This is a genomic window from Citrobacter sp. C5_2, from assembly GCF_014596845.2.
GTDB classification, from domain to species: domain Bacteria; phylum Pseudomonadota; class Gammaproteobacteria; order Enterobacterales; family Enterobacteriaceae; genus Citrobacter; species Citrobacter werkmanii.
The window spans coordinates 442,510-458,168 of record NZ_CP115032.1 but is presented as its reverse complement, the minus strand read 5'-3'; the positions used below and the strand labels follow the sequence as shown (position 1 = coordinate 458,168).

Sequence of the window (15,659 nt, the reverse complement as noted above, 5' to 3'; positions counted from 1 at the left end):
GGAAAGGTTATGGAACAACAGACACGAGCCACAGAGCGTGGCTTTACCCTCATGGAATTGATGGTGGTCATTGTGATTTTGGGGGTTCTGGCAAGCCTGGTCGTGCCGAATCTGATGGGCAACAAAGATCGCGCGGACAGACAAAAGGCGGTCAGCGACATTGTCGCGCTCGAAAATGCGCTGGACATGTACAAGCTGGACAACCATCGCTACCCCACGACGGAACAAGGTCTGGAAGCACTCATCACCGCGCCGGAGCTCTCTCCCAAGGCCGAGAATTACAATACTGACGGTTATATCCGACGTCTGCCTGCAGACCCCTGGGGGAACGACTATATCCTGATAAGCCCCGGCGAACATGGCGCTATTGATATCAGCTCCGTAGGGCCAGATGGAGAAGCTGGAACGGCGGATGACATTAACAACTGGGATAATAACAAAAAATCGCAATAAACATGACGCATCAGAAAGGATTCACGTTGCTGGAAGTGATGCTGGTTGTGGTCATTATCGCCATCTCAGCTACGGGCATTATCGCCATGCAAAGTGACCGGCTGGGATCAGGCGGAAAGCTACTACAGCGGATCGACACCTTCAGGCAGACGGTGAAATACGCGTCAGACCTGGCGTTGCTGGAAAAGCATGTGGTCGGTTTGCGGTTGACCACTGAAGGCTGGACTTTTTACCTGCCGCAAAAGGATTCAACCCACAAATGGAACTGGCAAGAACTGGCCGACAGCGACAGTTTACCGCTTTACGGTGACTGGGCTGCGCCAGCGAAACCTGAAGTAACGCCTTCAGCAGAAAATGCAAATCCACAAATTATGATCTTACCCGATGGTCAACTGACGCCTTTTACCGTGATGTTCAGAGATGAAGACGGTGCAAAATTCGTGACTCTGCGGTGTGACGGATCGCTACCGCTGGATATCACTCGCCTTGAGGATGCGCAATGAAGCAACAAAGCGGAATGCTCCTGCTTGAGGTATTGCTGGCAATGGCAATATTTGCGACCGCTGTCATAGGGCTGATTAGCAGTATGCAATGGCAACTCTCTGCTCTCGACACGCTGAAGCAAGAAACTCTGGCACTCTGGGCTGCGGACAACGCCTTGATTGGAACCATTAACGACCAGACCACCTCGGGAAAAGGTCAGACAATACTGCTGAACGAGACTTTCTCCTGGCAGTTGTCGGGTAGCCTGCAAAACCAGTCAGCCATTAATCAAAAGCAAGCCAGCGTAACCTCCGCCAGCGGACGGACGCTTAATCTGTACTCCTGGACGCCAGAAAACGGAGACAAAAAATGAGTAAGATGCCGCGGGGCTTCACGTTACTGGAAGTGATGCTGGCAATTGCCATTTTCTCGACGCTCAGTTTTTTGGCCTCAATGGTTTTTTCCCAGGCCTCAGAGCAGCATCAGCGTGCGAAAAAGACAGCCGATAATTTTGATGCTATTCAGCATACGATGCTGCTGTTTGAAAACGATTTGATGCAGTACGTTCCGCGAAAAAACCGTCAGACGAATCAGCCTTTTTTCAGCGAAAAAGATGGCGCAATTTTCACTACCCAGACACGAGACCCAGCCATGCCTTTCGAGGCCGCTTTCATTCTCACTACCGTCCACTGGTATGTGGACAACGGCACGTTATACCGCGCGATGAGACGCTCGCCCGATGGCAAAAAGGAGGCACCGCCACAAGCGTTACTCTCCGACATCGCTCATCTGTCCGCAACAATGGCTCTCGCTGAGGGCGACAGTGCATCCACAACGGCTAAAATAACGCTGGAGCGTGAAAACGGAGAGATTCTTACTCGTCTTTTTATTCTGCCCGGCTGGTTCCCGGAGAAACAGAAATCCAGCCCGACTTCAGGGGCGGCTACAGGGACAGCTAAATGAGTAATCAAAGGGGATCGGCGTTACTGATCGTGTTGATGATTCTGGCGCTGATGGCCGCGCTGGCATCAGAAATGACGATCAGCTTTCAGACTCAGTTGCAGCGCAGCCGACGCACAAATGACAGTATCCAGGGGAAATATGCGCTGCTGTATGCCGAAGCGCAAGCCACTGCACAAACGTTGCAGAATGCCAAGGATAAGCTTAGCCAATTTGATGAGCTCCCCCAGTTTGCAGAACTTCGCGACAACACAACGGTAAGCTGGCAAACCAGCGATCTACAACATTGCTTCAATCTGAACGCATTAGCAGATGTGCCGACGGACCCGATGACCACTCTGCCCTATAAAATCGAGGTGTTCGCAGCCCTGTTGGAAAAAATCGGCGTGGAAAAGTATCGCGCAGACGAGATCGCTCAATCCGGCGCAGATTACATTGATGCTGACGTGACGCACCGTGTCAAAGGCGCTGAAGATGAGTATTACAAGTCCAGCCAACCGGGTTTTCTTACAGCAGGACAGATGATCTTTTTACCTGCCGAAATACGCAAGCTCAAAGGAATGACCGACGCTATTTATCAAAAATTATCCCCTTTTATCTGCGCGACATTCAGCAATGAACTCGCCATAAATATTAATACTCTTACTGAGCAGCAGGCCCCTCTATTAGCTGCGCTATTTCTCAATAACCTCAGTGACTCAGATGCAAAAACACTACTGAAGAAACGCCCTGAGGGTGGCTGGAAAACGGTAGATGCCTTTCTCTATCAGGCACAACAAGATTACAGCGCCGCCAAACCCCTGACGGATTCGCTTAAAAAACAGTTAACCGCCAATAGCACCTTTTTTTTGACCACATCTACAGCCCACGAGGGTGACCTTACTTCCGGTATGCGCACATTTTTCTTTTATGATGAAAAAAATAAAACAATTAAAATCTATTTACGCCAACTTACGGATGGCAGTAGCGAAGAGTAAAGCAGTTTCAGTGTCCTCACCAAAACTGCTTATCCGCCTGCAAAAACAGCCGTCAGCCCCCGTGGAATGGGTGGAATATACTGAAGGTGGCGGAGATGAAATCCAGCATCTGTCCATGGAACAGTTAGCGGAGCTTGGTACACTTCCAGCGGCGCAGTCCGCACATCTGCTTCTTTCCGCCAGTATGGCGACATGTAAAACAATCGTCATACCGGATGAAGAGTATGAACTGACTGACCAAAAGCTTCACTGGCTCGCTGATGAAACGCTCGACGAAGGGGCGCCCTCATTGCACTGGACATTACTGTCCCGTCAGGGGTCTCGTCTCACTGTTGCAGGCATTGATGCCGACTGGCTTGAGTCTCAGCTCCGAACCCTTGCCGATGCAGGTATTAACACTGCATGTGTCACGTTTGACGCCTGTTGCCTGCCGGCATGCGACAATGGCTGGACGGTATTAAGAGAGGGCGATCGGTGGTTGCTCAGAACACAGGAAAATTATCTCTCCTGCCTGACGGAGGCGTGGCTTACCCACCTGCTTACGCATTTCGGCCCTCCGCAGTTGGTAAACTACGGTTCGTTACCACTGGCCTGTTCCGGTACAGAGAGTCAACCTGAACGCCATATTCTGACTCTCTACCCAAACGGCAATGTACCTAATCTTCTACACGATAAGATTCGCGCCCCTTCTCCACGCTCGCCCAGGACCGCGCTCCTGAAGCGCGTCGCGCTATTCAGCATCATGCTGGCTGCGGGTGTCGCACTGCTTACCCGCTCTATTACCTACTGGCAACTCCATAGCCTGGAGAAGCAGCTCAGTCAGGATCTGGTACAGCAGTGGCAGCGATACATTCCTGAGAACAGACACAGTAGCAATTTGCGAACCTATCTGCCGAAACAGTTACAACAACATATCCCTGCCCCCTATTTGTTCTTGCAGCAGTTGCAGTCAAAGCTGTCAGCATTCCCGGGATTGGCGCTGGAAGGACTTAACTATGATCCGGCGAGTAAATCTTTGCAGCTTTTCATCTACGCCAGTGATGAAAGCCAGGTACAGGCATTCATCAAAGCGCGCATCTATGGCTTGCCATTAAAAGTCGAAAAACATGAACAGGGAATGTGGACACTTCGAAATGATTAAACGTGCTCAGATCTGGTTTCATCATAAAAATACGCATGAGCAACGCATCTTTATAACGTTGTTCGGATGCTGCCTGTTGGCCATTTTTTGGTTTGGCGCCTGGCAGCCTTTAGGTCAGGCTATCGATACAATGCAATCCCGGGACGAAAAGTTACAGCTCGACATACAGTGGCTTCACAAACAGGCTTCAGCAGCCGGTCTTCTTCCACAGCGGACGCAATCGGACTCCCTGGAAACGCTGGTGAAGCGCAGTCTTAAAAAATCGGGACTTAACGCAACACTCCAGCCGGCTCACGGTGGTGGACTCAATATCAGCGCCGCCACCATCAAGATGGACACCTTCGTACGCTGGTTGGCAGTGTTACAGAGCGAATATGGTCTGCACATCGTGGCGCTTGAGTTTCACGCCAGTAAAGACGATGCCGACAGTATTACGCTGACACGACTGACGATTGGAGCGAAAAAAAATGGATAACGGATTAGCAATATTGTTCCTTGTCGTTGGACTACTGGCGGGCAGCACCATGGGAATGCTCACCTGGCGCCTGCCTCTGATGGTGCTCCCCCCCACCCCCGCAGACGGAGCGCTCTCCCCTTTTAATTTATGGCTGCCTGGTTCGCATTGCTGCCACTGCCAAACCCCGCTGGCGTGGTATGACAACATTCCCCTACTGAGTTGGCTATGTCTGAAGGGGAAGTGTCGTCATTGTGGTCTTCCTGTCTCGAAACGCTATCCTTTGCTCGAAGCGCTCTGTGCTGTTATGGCCGTTTTCTGTTACGCCCTGCACCCCAACGAAATCCTGCTGGCGCTGGCGCTCTTTATCTATTTTTGGTTTGCGCTCGCACTCAGCGTAATCGACCTGCAGCATTATCTTCTGCCTGACAAACTCACGCTGCCATTGCTGTGGCTCGGGCTGTTATTCAACGCCAGTTTCGGTGTTATACCCGGCAAAGACGCCATCATTGGAGCCGTTGCGGGATATATGATTTTGTGGTTGATCTACTGGTTAGTCAGGTTGTTATGGCATAAAGAGGGGATCGGCTACGGGGACTTCAAAATGCTGGCCGCTGCCGGGGCCTGGAGCGGTTGGCAAAGTATACCAATGATCCTTTACGCAGCTTCAATCACAGGGATTATGTATGGTCTTCTGTTATGGGCAAAAAAAGGACGTCGCGGTGCGCTGATTCCTTTCGGCCCGGCACTGGCCGTAAGTGGGTGGGGTTACTTTTGTTGGATAAGTTGGTGAACTCAACAGGAAGGATTAACTCCTTCCTGTATTAACGACTCTGCTTCTACTCTTCTTCGCGAATTTGCGCCTGCAGATAATTCTGGATCCCCAGTTTATCGATAAGATCCAGCTCGGTCTCCAGCCAGTCGATATGGCCTTCCTCATCCGCCAGAATTTCAATCATCATGTCACGGCTGACGTAATCAAATACGCTGTCGGCATAGGCGATTGCTTCACGCAGGTCTTTTGCACCTTCCAGCTCAAGAGCCAGATCCGAACGCAGCATCTCTTCAACATCTTCACCGATGCCAAGTTTGCCCAGGTCCTGGAGATTGGGAATACCTTCAAGAAAGAGAATACGCTCAATGTACTTATCGGCGTGTTTCATCTCGTCGATAGATTCATGATATTCAACGTCATTCAGACGTTTGAAACCCCAGTTTTTGAACATTCTCGCATGAAGAAAATACTGGTTGATGGCGACAAGCTCGTTTCCCAATAATTTATTGAGATAATTTATTACCTTAACATCACCTTTCATTATATAGTCCCTCCGCTTCCACTCTTAGAGAGTAGATGGGGCTAGCGGGATGTCAAAAAAAAGAGTGTGACTCAGGCGATCTCTTTAAATTCTGGCATTTGCATTAATTCTTCCTGCATCACTTCGCGCGCGGCCCGAATACATTTACCACATTGATTTCCAACAGGAATAAACTTGCGTAACTGCTGAAATGACTGTGGGTGAAACTGGCGTACCGCCTGACGAATTTTTTTATCACTGATGCCGTTACATAAACAAATGTACATATATGCTCCCAACCATGAACACCATTATGATAAATGATTATTGTTCTCAACACAAATCAAACCTTAAAAATGCCGCCGACACATCCGTAAAGAAATGATAGTATTAATTTCAACATGTTAGATCAGAATATATGCTTATTCCTGTTGATTACTTCATAACGGCGGTACGCCAAAGCTAGAAAGTGCAGAACCTCGGTATTTGGGCTATATCCCAGTATATTCGATTCAGCCGGCTATAGATTAAGCGTTGCCGTTCTCCAATAAATAGAATCGGGCAGCCCGTTGTTACTACACTATTTTTGATAGATTTATTGCTATAACAGACAGAACTTTTCACAGGTTATGTGGAAGCAGGAGGCAATTACTCCTCTAAACAACCAATTCGACCAGAATCGGACCGACGGTATTGGTAGAAAGAGCGAGACTTCCTGACTCAACACTAACGATAATCTTATCACCCACTACCAGATTCGTTGAAAACCCCATCGTTGTGTTGAATAGGACCAAAGTTCAACCATACCAAATCACTGCTTGTGATCATGCCGGGCTAAACCCACCATTGGCTTTTCCAGTAGAACAATTGTCCCTGTCATAAATGACAGTAGAATCATAATCGACAGAATTAAGGCATTAGCATCCTTTTACGCTACTCAGATATTCGGTCTTCGGGCGTTATTCTTCTTGATATGTCACCACAACAAGCAGATCTAAAAGTTATTAATATTTGATTCGTTCAGTAAGAGTTACTCAAATATTATGGCTATTGTCCCTACAAAACTGGCGACAAAAAATCGATAACTTTGTATTTTTAGAGGTTCTGTAAAAAAGGGATGATAAAATCATCCCTTTGCGGTAACAACATCTGAACATATATTAAAATATCTATTCAGACTTACTTCAGCATATCGCTGCTAATTGTAACTTCTTGTAATACCGTTTCTTTACTATAGTCATCTTCAACTAATGTTACGGTATCACCCGCTTTCGGCGTAGAGTAGTAATAGAATTCGGCAACGGTATTTTCACCATTATCTGCAGACCAGTTGTGCCCATAATAGCTGAGGCCTTTTTCTGAATGCCCCATATACTTTTTGTTTGTTTTATAGTTTTGATATACAACAAACTTGCGGGTATTAAACGCTTCTTTCGTCAGTTTAATTTGTGCATGTCTGTTACCTGGCGCAGCTGTGACGGTGAAAGAAATCACACCGTCTGGCAATTCGCTTCCTGCTTTCGTAAACGGTGCAAAAACTTCGCTAAAGGCGTATTTCGCAGCCTGCTGTTCGGTCAGACCGCTGTGCTCAGGGGAAACCTGCCTGGCGACGCCAGGCTGATCGCGCATCATAGACCATATGCCAATCATGCCCAGACCACGATCAGTGGCATCCTGCATCACCAGTTTCGCATCAGACATATAAAACACTTCGCCCTGAACGTCGTTGTAACCGATCATCGGCGTCGTACCCATCATGGCGTTAATTTCCGCATCGCTCTTGTCAGTGAAAATCTGCTTCATCTGGCTATGGAGGTTTTCAATGGCGGATGTCGCACACTTGCCATGAATGTTTTGGCCTTCAGTACCATCAGACTGGCAAATGCTGTTACCGTAATCCATCGCCATGACGTTGACACCAGCCAGTTCAACGCCCTTGGCTTTCGCATCTTCAAGTACATAAAGACCTTCAGCCGTCAGGCCCGTCGGCAGAATAGGCAAGGTGTACCAAATTCCGACGCTACGACCTTCTGCTTTCCAGGTGTCCTGAACAGCCTTCACCGCTTCATTACGACGGTTTATGGATTCATGATCCGCAACCCAGGTGCCTTCAATATCGAAGTCCAGCACGTTAAGATTCAGGTTGTCTACGATATCGTAATAATGCTGCTTCAGGTCATTCACATTCTTACAAGACGCTGCCAGTGGGGAGTTATTCGCTCCGCCAATGGAAACCATGATGTCGCCACCTGCTTCACGCAGCGCTTTAATTTTGCTGTACTGAGCGTAGTCGTTAACGTTATATGCGGTACCCCATGTCGGCAGGCAGGTATCAGCATCTTTACTGACCACGAAAGCCATGGTGAAGTGGGTGACATTCTGGTTCTGCGCAAGGCTTGCCAGATCCGGCTGTGAGTTGAGGGTAAAATCGACATATGGGGCATAGACATGCGCAGGCCATGGTGACTTCGGCGTGCCTACTTTTTCTTTGGTGCCGGTCCAGTCGATAAACACGCGCCATGGATTGGTATCAGATGGGGAGACTTTCTGTACTTTGGACTGCGAAACGTAATTACCACCGTTATAGCGGATCAGCGTGCCGCTTTCATATACAGTGGAGGAATTATATTCTGGAGCTTTATTCAACTGGTCCTGAGTATAAGAGACAACAGCGCCCAGTGGTTTCCATGGACGACCATTTGTGCCAGTTGGGTTTTGATTAGCTGGAAGAGAAGGATCATCCCCTACGGTATAAAACAGGGCTTCATATTCCTGGCCATTTTTCTGAACTTTATCGCCTTTATTATAGACGGTCGAGGACGCCCATTGCGTGACAACGGCATAAGCCTCCCATGGATTTTCCTGACCAGGAGCAAAACCATAAGCGCTTTGCGCGACAGGCGTTTTATACGTCGCATTATTATAAATAACAATATCACCAGCATTATAAGCGATACTATTGTCATATGCTGGGTAAGTTACCGTACCGCCACCCGTATCGCAGGTTGTTGGATTACCATATTTCGTTATTTCATCAGCGGTCGCTGCTCGCTCGTAGCGCCATGGGTTATTCGCTTCGTCGCCCGCGGCGTTTCCCGGACAATCCGATGCACCTACCCACCACGCATTGCTATACACGCCGCTGTCGAAAATCACTTCATACGTACTGCCGCCTTCCTGACCGCTCCATGCTTCCAGGGCAAATGCTGGCAAGGCAGCACATGTCAGCCCCATACAAAATAAGGCTTTTGTTGCGAGATTTAATTGCATTATTAAACATTCCTGTTGTTATAAATCCATCAATTTATTACATATGTATGTAATAACGCATAAGGTAGATATAACAACAAACAAGTTCAATTAATAAAATACAAATCGCAATGCTTTAAGAAATGAACAAACTTATCCTACCAGATAAATTATTTATATATTGAGATTAACTAATATTTCTGAAATCTTTAAATAAACACAAATAAAAAAGCCCCGAAATATATTCGGGGCTTTTAAACTAACTACGTTAAATAAACGTAATATTAGCTCATTACTTTAGCAACAACGCCCGCACCTACAGTACGGCCGCCTTCACGGATTGCGAAACGCAGACCGTCGTCCATCGCGATCGGGTGGATCAGGGTAACAACCATTTTGATGTTGTCGCCCGGCATTACCATCTCTACGCCTTCCGGCAGTTCGATGGTGCCAGTCACGTCAGTAGTACGGAAGTAGAACTGCGGACGGTAGCCTTTGAAGAACGGAGTATGACGGCCGCCTTCGTCTTTGGACAGGATGTACACTTCAGATTCGAACTTGGTGTGCGGCTTGATAGAGCCCGGCTTAGCCAGTACCTGACCACGTTCGATTTCTTCACGTTTGATACCACGCAGCAGAACACCAACGTTCTCACCAGCACGGCCTTCGTCCAGCAGTTTGCGGAACATTTCAACGCCAGTACAGGTAGACTTAGCAGTCTCTTTGATACCAACGATTTCAACTTCTTCACCAACTTTGATGATACCGCGTTCTACACGACCGGTAACAACGGTACCACGACCGGAGATGGAGAATACGTCTTCGATAGGCAGCAGGAACGGCTTGTCAATCGCACGCTCTGGTTCCGGGATGTAAGAGTCCAGGAAGCCAGCCAGTTCGATGATTTTCGCTTCCCACTCTGCTTCGCCTTCCAGCGCTTTCAGAGCAGAACCACGAACGATCGGAGTGTCGTCGCCCGGGAAATCGTACTGAGACAGAAGTTCACGAACTTCCATTTCTACCAGTTCCAGCAGCTCTTCGTCATCAACCATGTCGCATTTGTTCAGGAACACGATGATGTACGGAACGCCTACCTGACGACCCAGCAGGATGTGCTCACGAGTCTGCGGCATCGGGCCGTCAGTCGCAGCAACAACCAGGATCGCGCCGTCCATCTGCGCAGCACCGGTGATCATGTTTTTAACATAGTCGGCGTGGCCCGGGCAGTCTACGTGTGCGTAGTGGCGAGTCGGGGTGTCATATTCAACGTGAGAAGTGTTGATGGTGATACCACGAGCTTTTTCTTCCGGCGCGTTATCGATCTGGTCGAATGCACGAGCAGCACCGCCGTAGGTTTTAGCCAGTACGGTGGTGATTGCAGCGGTCAGGGTAGTTTTACCGTGGTCAACGTGGCCGATGGTGCCGACGTTAACGTGCGGTTTTGTACGTTCAAATTTTTCTTTAGACACGGCTATATTCCTTACTATAGTGCTCTCCCCTATGGAGAGAGCACGGGACTTAGGTTTTAATCCTGTGGCTTATTTACCACGGGCTTCAATAACGGCCTGAGCAACGTTGTTCGGCGCATCGTCGTACTTCAGGAACTCCATGGAGTAAGAAGCACGGCCTTTGGTCAGAGAACGCAGCTGGGTTGCATATCCGAACATTTCAGACAGCGGAACTTCAGCATGGATAACAACGCCAGTGACGTTGGATTCCTGACCACGAAGCATACCACGACGGCGGCTCAAGTCACCGATAACGTCACCGGTGTTCTCTTCCGGAGTCTCTACTTCAACCTTCATGATAGGCTCAAGCAGAACTGGTTTCGCTTTCTTAAAGCCATCTTTGAAGGCGATAGAAGCGGCCAGTTTAAACGCCAGCTCAGAGGAGTCAACGTCATGGTAAGAACCGAAGTGCAGACGCACGCCCAGATCAACAACCGGGTAACCAGCCAGCGGGCCAGATTTCAGCTGTTCCTGGATGCCTTTATCAACGGCCGGGATGTATTCGCCAGGAATTACACCACCTTTGATGTCGTTGATGAACTCGTAGCCTTTCGGGTTTGAACCCGGCTCCAGCGGGTACATGTCGATAACAACATGACCGTACTGACCGCGACCACCAGACTGCTTAGCGTGTTTACCTTCGATATCGGTAACTTTCGCGCGAATCGCTTCGCGGTAAGCAACCTGAGGTTTACCGACGTTCGCTTCAACGTTGAATTCACGCTTCATACGGTCAACGATGATGTCGAGGTGCAGCTCACCCATACCAGCGATAATAGTCTGATTAGATTCTTCGTCAGTCCATACGCGGAAAGACGGGTCTTCTTTAGCCAGACGGCCCAGAGCCAGACCCATTTTTTCCTGGTCAGCTTTGGTTTTCGGTTCTACCGCGATGGAGATTACCGGCTCAGGGAATTCCATACGTTCCAGAATGATCGGGTGATCCGGGTCACACAGAGTGTCACCAGTGGTCACGTCTTTCAGACCGATTGCAGCAGCGATATCGCCCGCGCGAACTTCTTTGATCTCTTCACGTTTGTTGGCGTGCATCTGAACGATACGGCCAAAACGCTCACGTGCAGTTTTCACGGAGTTCAGGATGGTATCACCGGAGTTAACCACACCAGAGTACACACGGAAGAAGGTCAGGTTACCCACGAACGGGTCGGTAGCGATTTTGAATGCCAGAGCAGCAAACGGCTCATCATCGCTAGCGTGACGCTCAGCCGGAGTATCTTTACCGTCGTCCAGAATACCGTTGATCGCAGGTACGTCGACTGGGGATGGCAGGTAATCAATTACCGCATCCAGCATCGCCTGAACACCTTTGTTCTTAAATGCAGAACCACAGGTTACCAGGATGATTTCGTTGTTCAGAACGCGCTGACGCAGAGCTTTTTTGATCTCTTCTTCAGTCAGTTCTTCACCACCCAGGTATTTCTCCATCAGCTCTTCTGACGCTTCCGCTGCGGACTCGATCAGGTTCTGGTGCCATTCGTCAGCCAGTTCCTGCATGTCAGCCGGGATATCTTCATAAGTGAAGGTTACGCCTGCATCTTCTTCGTTCCAGTTGATGGCTTTCATTTTCACCAGGTCAACAACACCGGTGAACGCTTCTTCAGCGCCAATCGCCAGCTGCAGCGGAACAGGGTTCGCGCCCAGACGGGTTTTGATCTGACCAACAACTTTCAGGAAGTTCGCACCCATACGGTCCATTTTGTTAACGAACGCAATGCGCGGAACTTTATATTTGTTTGCCTGACGCCATACGGTTTCAGACTGAGGCTGAACACCACCAACTGCGCAGTAAACCATTACTGCACCATCAAGCACACGCATGGAACGTTCTACTTCGATAGTGAAGTCAACGTGCCCCGGGGTGTCGATGATGTTTACGCGATGCGGTTCATACTGCTTAGCCATACCAGACCAGAATGCAGTAGTCGCTGCGGAGGTGATAGTAATACCACGCTCCTGCTCCTGCTCCATCCAGTCCATGGTGGCTGCGCCGTCATGAACTTCACCGATTTTATGGTTTACACCGGTGTAGAACAGAATACGTTCGGTAGTAGTGGTTTTACCGGCGTCGATGTGCGCACTGATACCGATGTTACGGTAGCGCGCGATGGGTGTTGTACGAGCCATTTGATTCCTCGTTTATCTTTTAGGCGTTCAATTTAAGTAGCCCAAAGCGGGCTGCTTACTGGAAGCGCCCGCCTGGTGACTAAAACTCCGAAGGGATTACCAACGGTAGTGTGCGAACGCCTTGTTGGCTTCTGCCATACGGTGAACGTCTTCACGTTTCTTAACTGCAGTACCTTTGTTTTCTGCAGCATCAGAAAGTTCGTTCGCCAGGCGCAGAGCCATGGATTTATCACCGCGTTTACGAGCAGCTTCAACGATCCAACGCATTGCCAGGGCATTACGACGGACCGGACGGACTTCAACTGGTACCTGATAAGTAGAACCACCAACGCGGCGAGACTTAACTTCGACAGTCGGGCGCACGTTTTCGAGAGCTACTTCGAAAGCTTCCAGTTCGTTTTTACCAGAACGCTGAGCCAGGGTCTCCAGCGCGCTGTATACGATAGTTTCGGCAGTAGATTTTTTACCATCTACCATCAGGATATTTACAAATTTAGCCAGCAGTTCTGATCCGAACTTCGGATCCGGCAGAATTTTACGCTGACCAATGACGCGACGACGTGGCATGGAAATACTCCGTTGTTAATTCAGGATTGTCCAAAACTCTAAGAGTTTAGTTTGACATTAATATAAAACGTTTGGCCTTACTTAACGGAGAACCATTAAGCCTTAGGACGTTTCACGCCATACTTGGAGCGTGATTGCTTACGGTCTTTAACGCCGGAGCAGTCAAGCGCACCACGAACGGTGTGGTAACGAACACCCGGGAGGTCTTTTACACGACCGCCACGGATCAGGATCACGGAGTGCTCCTGCAGGTTGTGACCTTCACCACCGATGTAGGAAGTCACTTCAAAACCGTTAGTCAGACGAACACGGCAAACTTTACGCAGTGCGGAGTTCGGTTTTTTAGGGGTGGTAGTATATACACGAGTACATACGCCACGTTTCTGCGGGCATGCTTCCAGCGCAGGCACGTTGCTTTTTGCAACTTTGCGTGCACGTGGTTTGCGTACCAGCTGGTTAACTGTTGCCATTAAATAGCTCCTGGTTTTAGCTTTTGCTTCGTAAACACGTAATAAAACGACCTCATACAATATGAGGACGCAGAATTTTAGGTCGGTGTCGAAAAGGTGTCAAGAAATATACAACGATCCCGCAATTACCAGGACATCTGGTTGGGATGCTTCACCGTAAGTCTGACGAAGTCAGTATAGCTAACCCTGACGACACTGTCTGAAATTTGACCATCTAACCCGCGAGCTTTAATGTCTTCTTCCAGTACAGAGACCTTAATGGAGGCATTTTGCAGACTTTCAAGGAAACGGCTTCCTTCTATTGCGGCAGTCACGCCATCCTGGAGCAGTAAAAGCTCATCGTCTTTTTCAATCAGGCGAAGAAGAGAGGAGAAATCAGTAAGCCACGCGGAGCGGTGTAGTGTGTGCAGCATGAGAGTCTCAAAACCTTAAAATGACATCATAATTACCTAGCTCACGGCGCAAATCTTCAGGTTCCAACGGCGTGGCATCAACCACAAAATTAACACCCTGCTGAAGACCCCGCTCACGTAATGAGGCGGCACAAAGCCAACATTGATCGATATCGTACAACTCCAACAGCTTAAACGTTGCGATATAGTTGCGAGCCAGAACGACATCCGGTTGTTGACCCTGGAGGATCTGGAACACGCCATCGCCGATAAAAAACACGCCGAGACCTTCCGTTAGCGCAGATGTCGCCAGTAAGGCATCTAACCCTTCACGGCCGGATGCGCTGCCGTGCGGCACGGTAGAAAAGACAAAAGCAACCCGTTTCATTAAAACTGCACCACGCGATCGCAGGTCAGGGACGCCTCAGCCAGCGAACCCAGCCCGCTGAGATTGAAACCTGATTGTAGATTAGCACCTGCCAGCCCAAGCCGCTTTGCTTCAACTTCATCAACAACGCCGCGGCGCAACGCCGCTGCAACGCAGATATTTAGCGTCACGCCATGTTGTTGGTTCAGCTGTTGCCAGGCTCGTACCAGATCATACTCATCGCTGGCGGGCGAAGTCAGGAAGTTGGCGTTATACACACCTTCACGATAGAAAAATACGCTGCTTAACTCATGCCCTTCCTTAAGTAGCGCGTGGGCAAATTGCAACGCGCTACTCGCCTGCTGTGTACCATAAGCAGGTCCCGTCACCATGATGGTAAAGCGCATTACTTGTCTTGCCCCTGGAAATCGCCGCTTTTGAACTGGCGAATATAGAGGTAGACCGTGTGCTTGGAGATATTCAGCCGATCGGCGACCTGGTTAATCGCATCTTTAATATCGAAGATACCTTTCTCATACAGATTCAGGACAATCTGGCGGTTTTTCGCATTGTTGGATACATTGCGATCGGCATTCACTTCTTCGATCGTGAATTCCAGCGTCTGGGTGACCAGATCTTCGACTGAAGAAGCAAAGTTCACGGCAGAGCCCACTTCCGGGGTTTCCGGTGGGATAAAGGTATTCATTATCTGCGAGAATGGCACATCGAGGTTCATGTTGATGCACAGCAGACCAATCACGCGATGCTCTCGGTTACGAATGGCAATCGTCACCGACTTCATCAAGACACCGCTTTTCGCACGTGTGAAGTAACACTTCGACACGCTGCTATCCGCACCCGTCATATCATGCAGCATACGCAAAGCAAGGTCGGTTATCGGTGAACCAATTTTACGGCCCGTGTGTTCACCGTTCGCAATGCGGATAGCCGAGCATTTCAAATCCTGCAAAGAGTGCAATACGATTTCACAATGGGAACCAATGAGCATCGCCAACCCGTCCACTACCGCTTCATAGGATTTAAGGATATCGAAGTCAGTTTGATCGAAAGGACGTTGATCCAGTAAATCTAGCTCACTGGTTTCGTTGGTTAAAAGCGACCTGGACATGAAAAAAAGCACTCCTTTTCAGGAGCCTGTCGTTATGTTGTCAGGGCAGGCTCATCACTATTATAGGGG

Annotated in this window: 19 protein-coding genes; 8 read left to right on the top strand and 11 right to left on the bottom strand. The window is 49.0% G+C overall.

Features of this window, described 5'->3' with window-relative positions; all coding sequences use genetic code 11:
* The first annotated feature begins 9 nt into the window (after nt 1–9).
* Genes gspG through ICA20_RS02145 form a run of 8 tightly spaced genes read left to right on the top strand, consistent with a single transcriptional unit; the run spans nt 10 to nt 5,261 of the window.
* Nucleotides 10–453, top strand: a complete 444-nt coding sequence (gene gspG / locus ICA20_RS02180) for a type II secretion system major pseudopilin GspG (protein WP_038634727.1) — start codon at nt 10–12, stop codon at nt 451–453.
* Nucleotides 454–455: 2 nt separating this feature from the next.
* Entirely contained in the window at nt 456–956 is a 501-nt protein-coding gene (gene gspH, locus ICA20_RS02175; protein WP_038634730.1) for a type II secretion system minor pseudopilin GspH, read from the top strand.
* Nucleotides 953–1,309 (top strand): type II secretion system minor pseudopilin GspI, encoded by a 357-nt coding sequence (gene gspI, locus ICA20_RS02170; protein WP_038634734.1) that lies wholly within the window; start codon nt 953–955, stop codon nt 1,307–1,309. The genes gspH and gspI overlap by 4 nt, the downstream gene beginning before the upstream one ends.
* Nucleotides 1,306–1,899 (top strand): prepilin-type N-terminal cleavage/methylation domain-containing protein, encoded by a 594-nt coding sequence (locus ICA20_RS02165; protein WP_051594490.1) that lies wholly within the window; start codon nt 1,306–1,308, stop codon nt 1,897–1,899. The genes gspI and ICA20_RS02165 overlap by 4 nt, the downstream gene beginning before the upstream one ends.
* Nucleotides 1,896–2,873, top strand: a complete 978-nt coding sequence (gene gspK / locus ICA20_RS02160; protein ID WP_038634737.1) for a type II secretion system minor pseudopilin GspK — start codon at nt 1,896–1,898, stop codon at nt 2,871–2,873. Before ICA20_RS02165 ends, gspK begins: the two co-directional genes overlap by 4 nt.
* Before the next feature lie 10 nt (nt 2,874–2,883).
* Nucleotides 2,884–4,014, top strand: a complete 1,131-nt coding sequence (gspL, locus tag ICA20_RS02155; protein ID WP_038634740.1) for a type II secretion system protein GspL — start codon at nt 2,884–2,886, stop codon at nt 4,012–4,014.
* Nucleotides 4,007–4,489, top strand: coding sequence for a type II secretion system protein GspM (gene gspM / locus ICA20_RS02150; protein ID WP_038634742.1), 483 nt, complete (start codon nt 4,007–4,009; stop codon nt 4,487–4,489). The genes gspL and gspM overlap by 8 nt, the downstream gene beginning before the upstream one ends.
* A complete protein-coding gene (locus ICA20_RS02145) occupies nt 4,482–5,261 on the top strand; it encodes an A24 family peptidase (RefSeq protein WP_071888048.1) in 780 nt (259 codons plus the stop codon). The genes gspM and ICA20_RS02145 overlap by 8 nt, the downstream gene beginning before the upstream one ends.
* Before the next feature lie 46 nt (nt 5,262–5,307).
* On the opposite strand, the gene bfr is transcribed toward ICA20_RS02145, so the two are convergent.
* From bfr to ICA20_RS02090, 11 genes are all read right to left on the bottom strand, one after another.
* Nucleotides 5,308–5,784, bottom strand: a complete 477-nt coding sequence (gene bfr, locus ICA20_RS02140; protein ID WP_038634748.1) for a bacterioferritin — start codon at nt 5,782–5,784, stop codon at nt 5,308–5,310.
* A 71-nt stretch (nt 5,785–5,855) separates the two neighbouring features.
* Nucleotides 5,856–6,050 (bottom strand): bacterioferritin-associated ferredoxin, encoded by a 195-nt coding sequence (gene bfd / locus ICA20_RS02135; protein WP_038634750.1) that lies wholly within the window; start codon nt 6,048–6,050, stop codon nt 5,856–5,858.
* Nucleotides 6,051–6,942: 892 nt separating this feature from the next.
* Nucleotides 6,943–9,033 (bottom strand): glycosyl hydrolase family 18 protein, encoded by a 2,091-nt coding sequence (locus ICA20_RS02130; RefSeq protein ID WP_320205382.1) that lies wholly within the window; start codon nt 9,031–9,033, stop codon nt 6,943–6,945.
* 263 nt (nt 9,034–9,296) lie between these two features.
* On the bottom strand, nt 9,297–10,481 hold the full coding sequence (gene tuf / locus ICA20_RS02125; RefSeq protein ID WP_003031109.1) for an elongation factor Tu: 1,185 nt from the start codon (nt 10,479–10,481) through the stop codon (nt 9,297–9,299).
* A gap of 69 nt (nt 10,482–10,550) precedes the next feature.
* Entirely contained in the window at nt 10,551–12,665 is a 2,115-nt protein-coding gene (gene fusA, locus ICA20_RS02120) for an elongation factor G (protein ID WP_038634754.1), read from the bottom strand.
* 96 nt (nt 12,666–12,761) lie between these two features.
* Nucleotides 12,762–13,232: a 30S ribosomal protein S7 gene (rpsG, locus tag ICA20_RS02115; RefSeq protein ID WP_003023657.1), complete on the bottom strand. Its 471-nt coding sequence runs from the start codon at nt 13,230–13,232 to the stop codon at nt 12,762–12,764.
* A 95-nt stretch (nt 13,233–13,327) separates the two neighbouring features.
* A complete protein-coding gene (gene rpsL / locus ICA20_RS02110; RefSeq protein WP_003023654.1) occupies nt 13,328–13,702 on the bottom strand; it encodes a 30S ribosomal protein S12 in 375 nt (124 codons plus the stop codon).
* A 125-nt stretch (nt 13,703–13,827) separates the two neighbouring features.
* Nucleotides 13,828–14,115, bottom strand: coding sequence for a sulfurtransferase complex subunit TusB (tusB, locus tag ICA20_RS02105; RefSeq protein WP_038634759.1), 288 nt, complete (start codon nt 14,113–14,115; stop codon nt 13,828–13,830).
* 7 nt (nt 14,116–14,122) lie between these two features.
* The gene (tusC, locus tag ICA20_RS02100) at nt 14,123–14,482 is read right to left on the bottom strand and encodes a sulfurtransferase complex subunit TusC (RefSeq protein WP_038634761.1); all 360 of its coding nucleotides are present in this window, start codon (nt 14,480–14,482) and stop codon (nt 14,123–14,125) included.
* Nucleotides 14,482–14,868 carry a sulfurtransferase complex subunit TusD gene (gene tusD, locus ICA20_RS02095; protein ID WP_038634764.1) on the bottom strand — a complete coding sequence of 129 codons (387 nt, stop codon included), beginning with the start codon at nt 14,866–14,868 and terminating at the stop codon, nt 14,482–14,484. Before tusD ends, tusC begins: the two co-directional genes overlap by 1 nt.
* Nucleotides 14,868–15,590 (bottom strand): transcriptional regulator, encoded by a 723-nt coding sequence (locus ICA20_RS02090; RefSeq protein ID WP_003023643.1) that lies wholly within the window; start codon nt 15,588–15,590, stop codon nt 14,868–14,870. The genes tusD and ICA20_RS02090 overlap by 1 nt, the downstream gene beginning before the upstream one ends.
* Nucleotides 15,591–15,659: the final 69 nt, after the last annotated feature.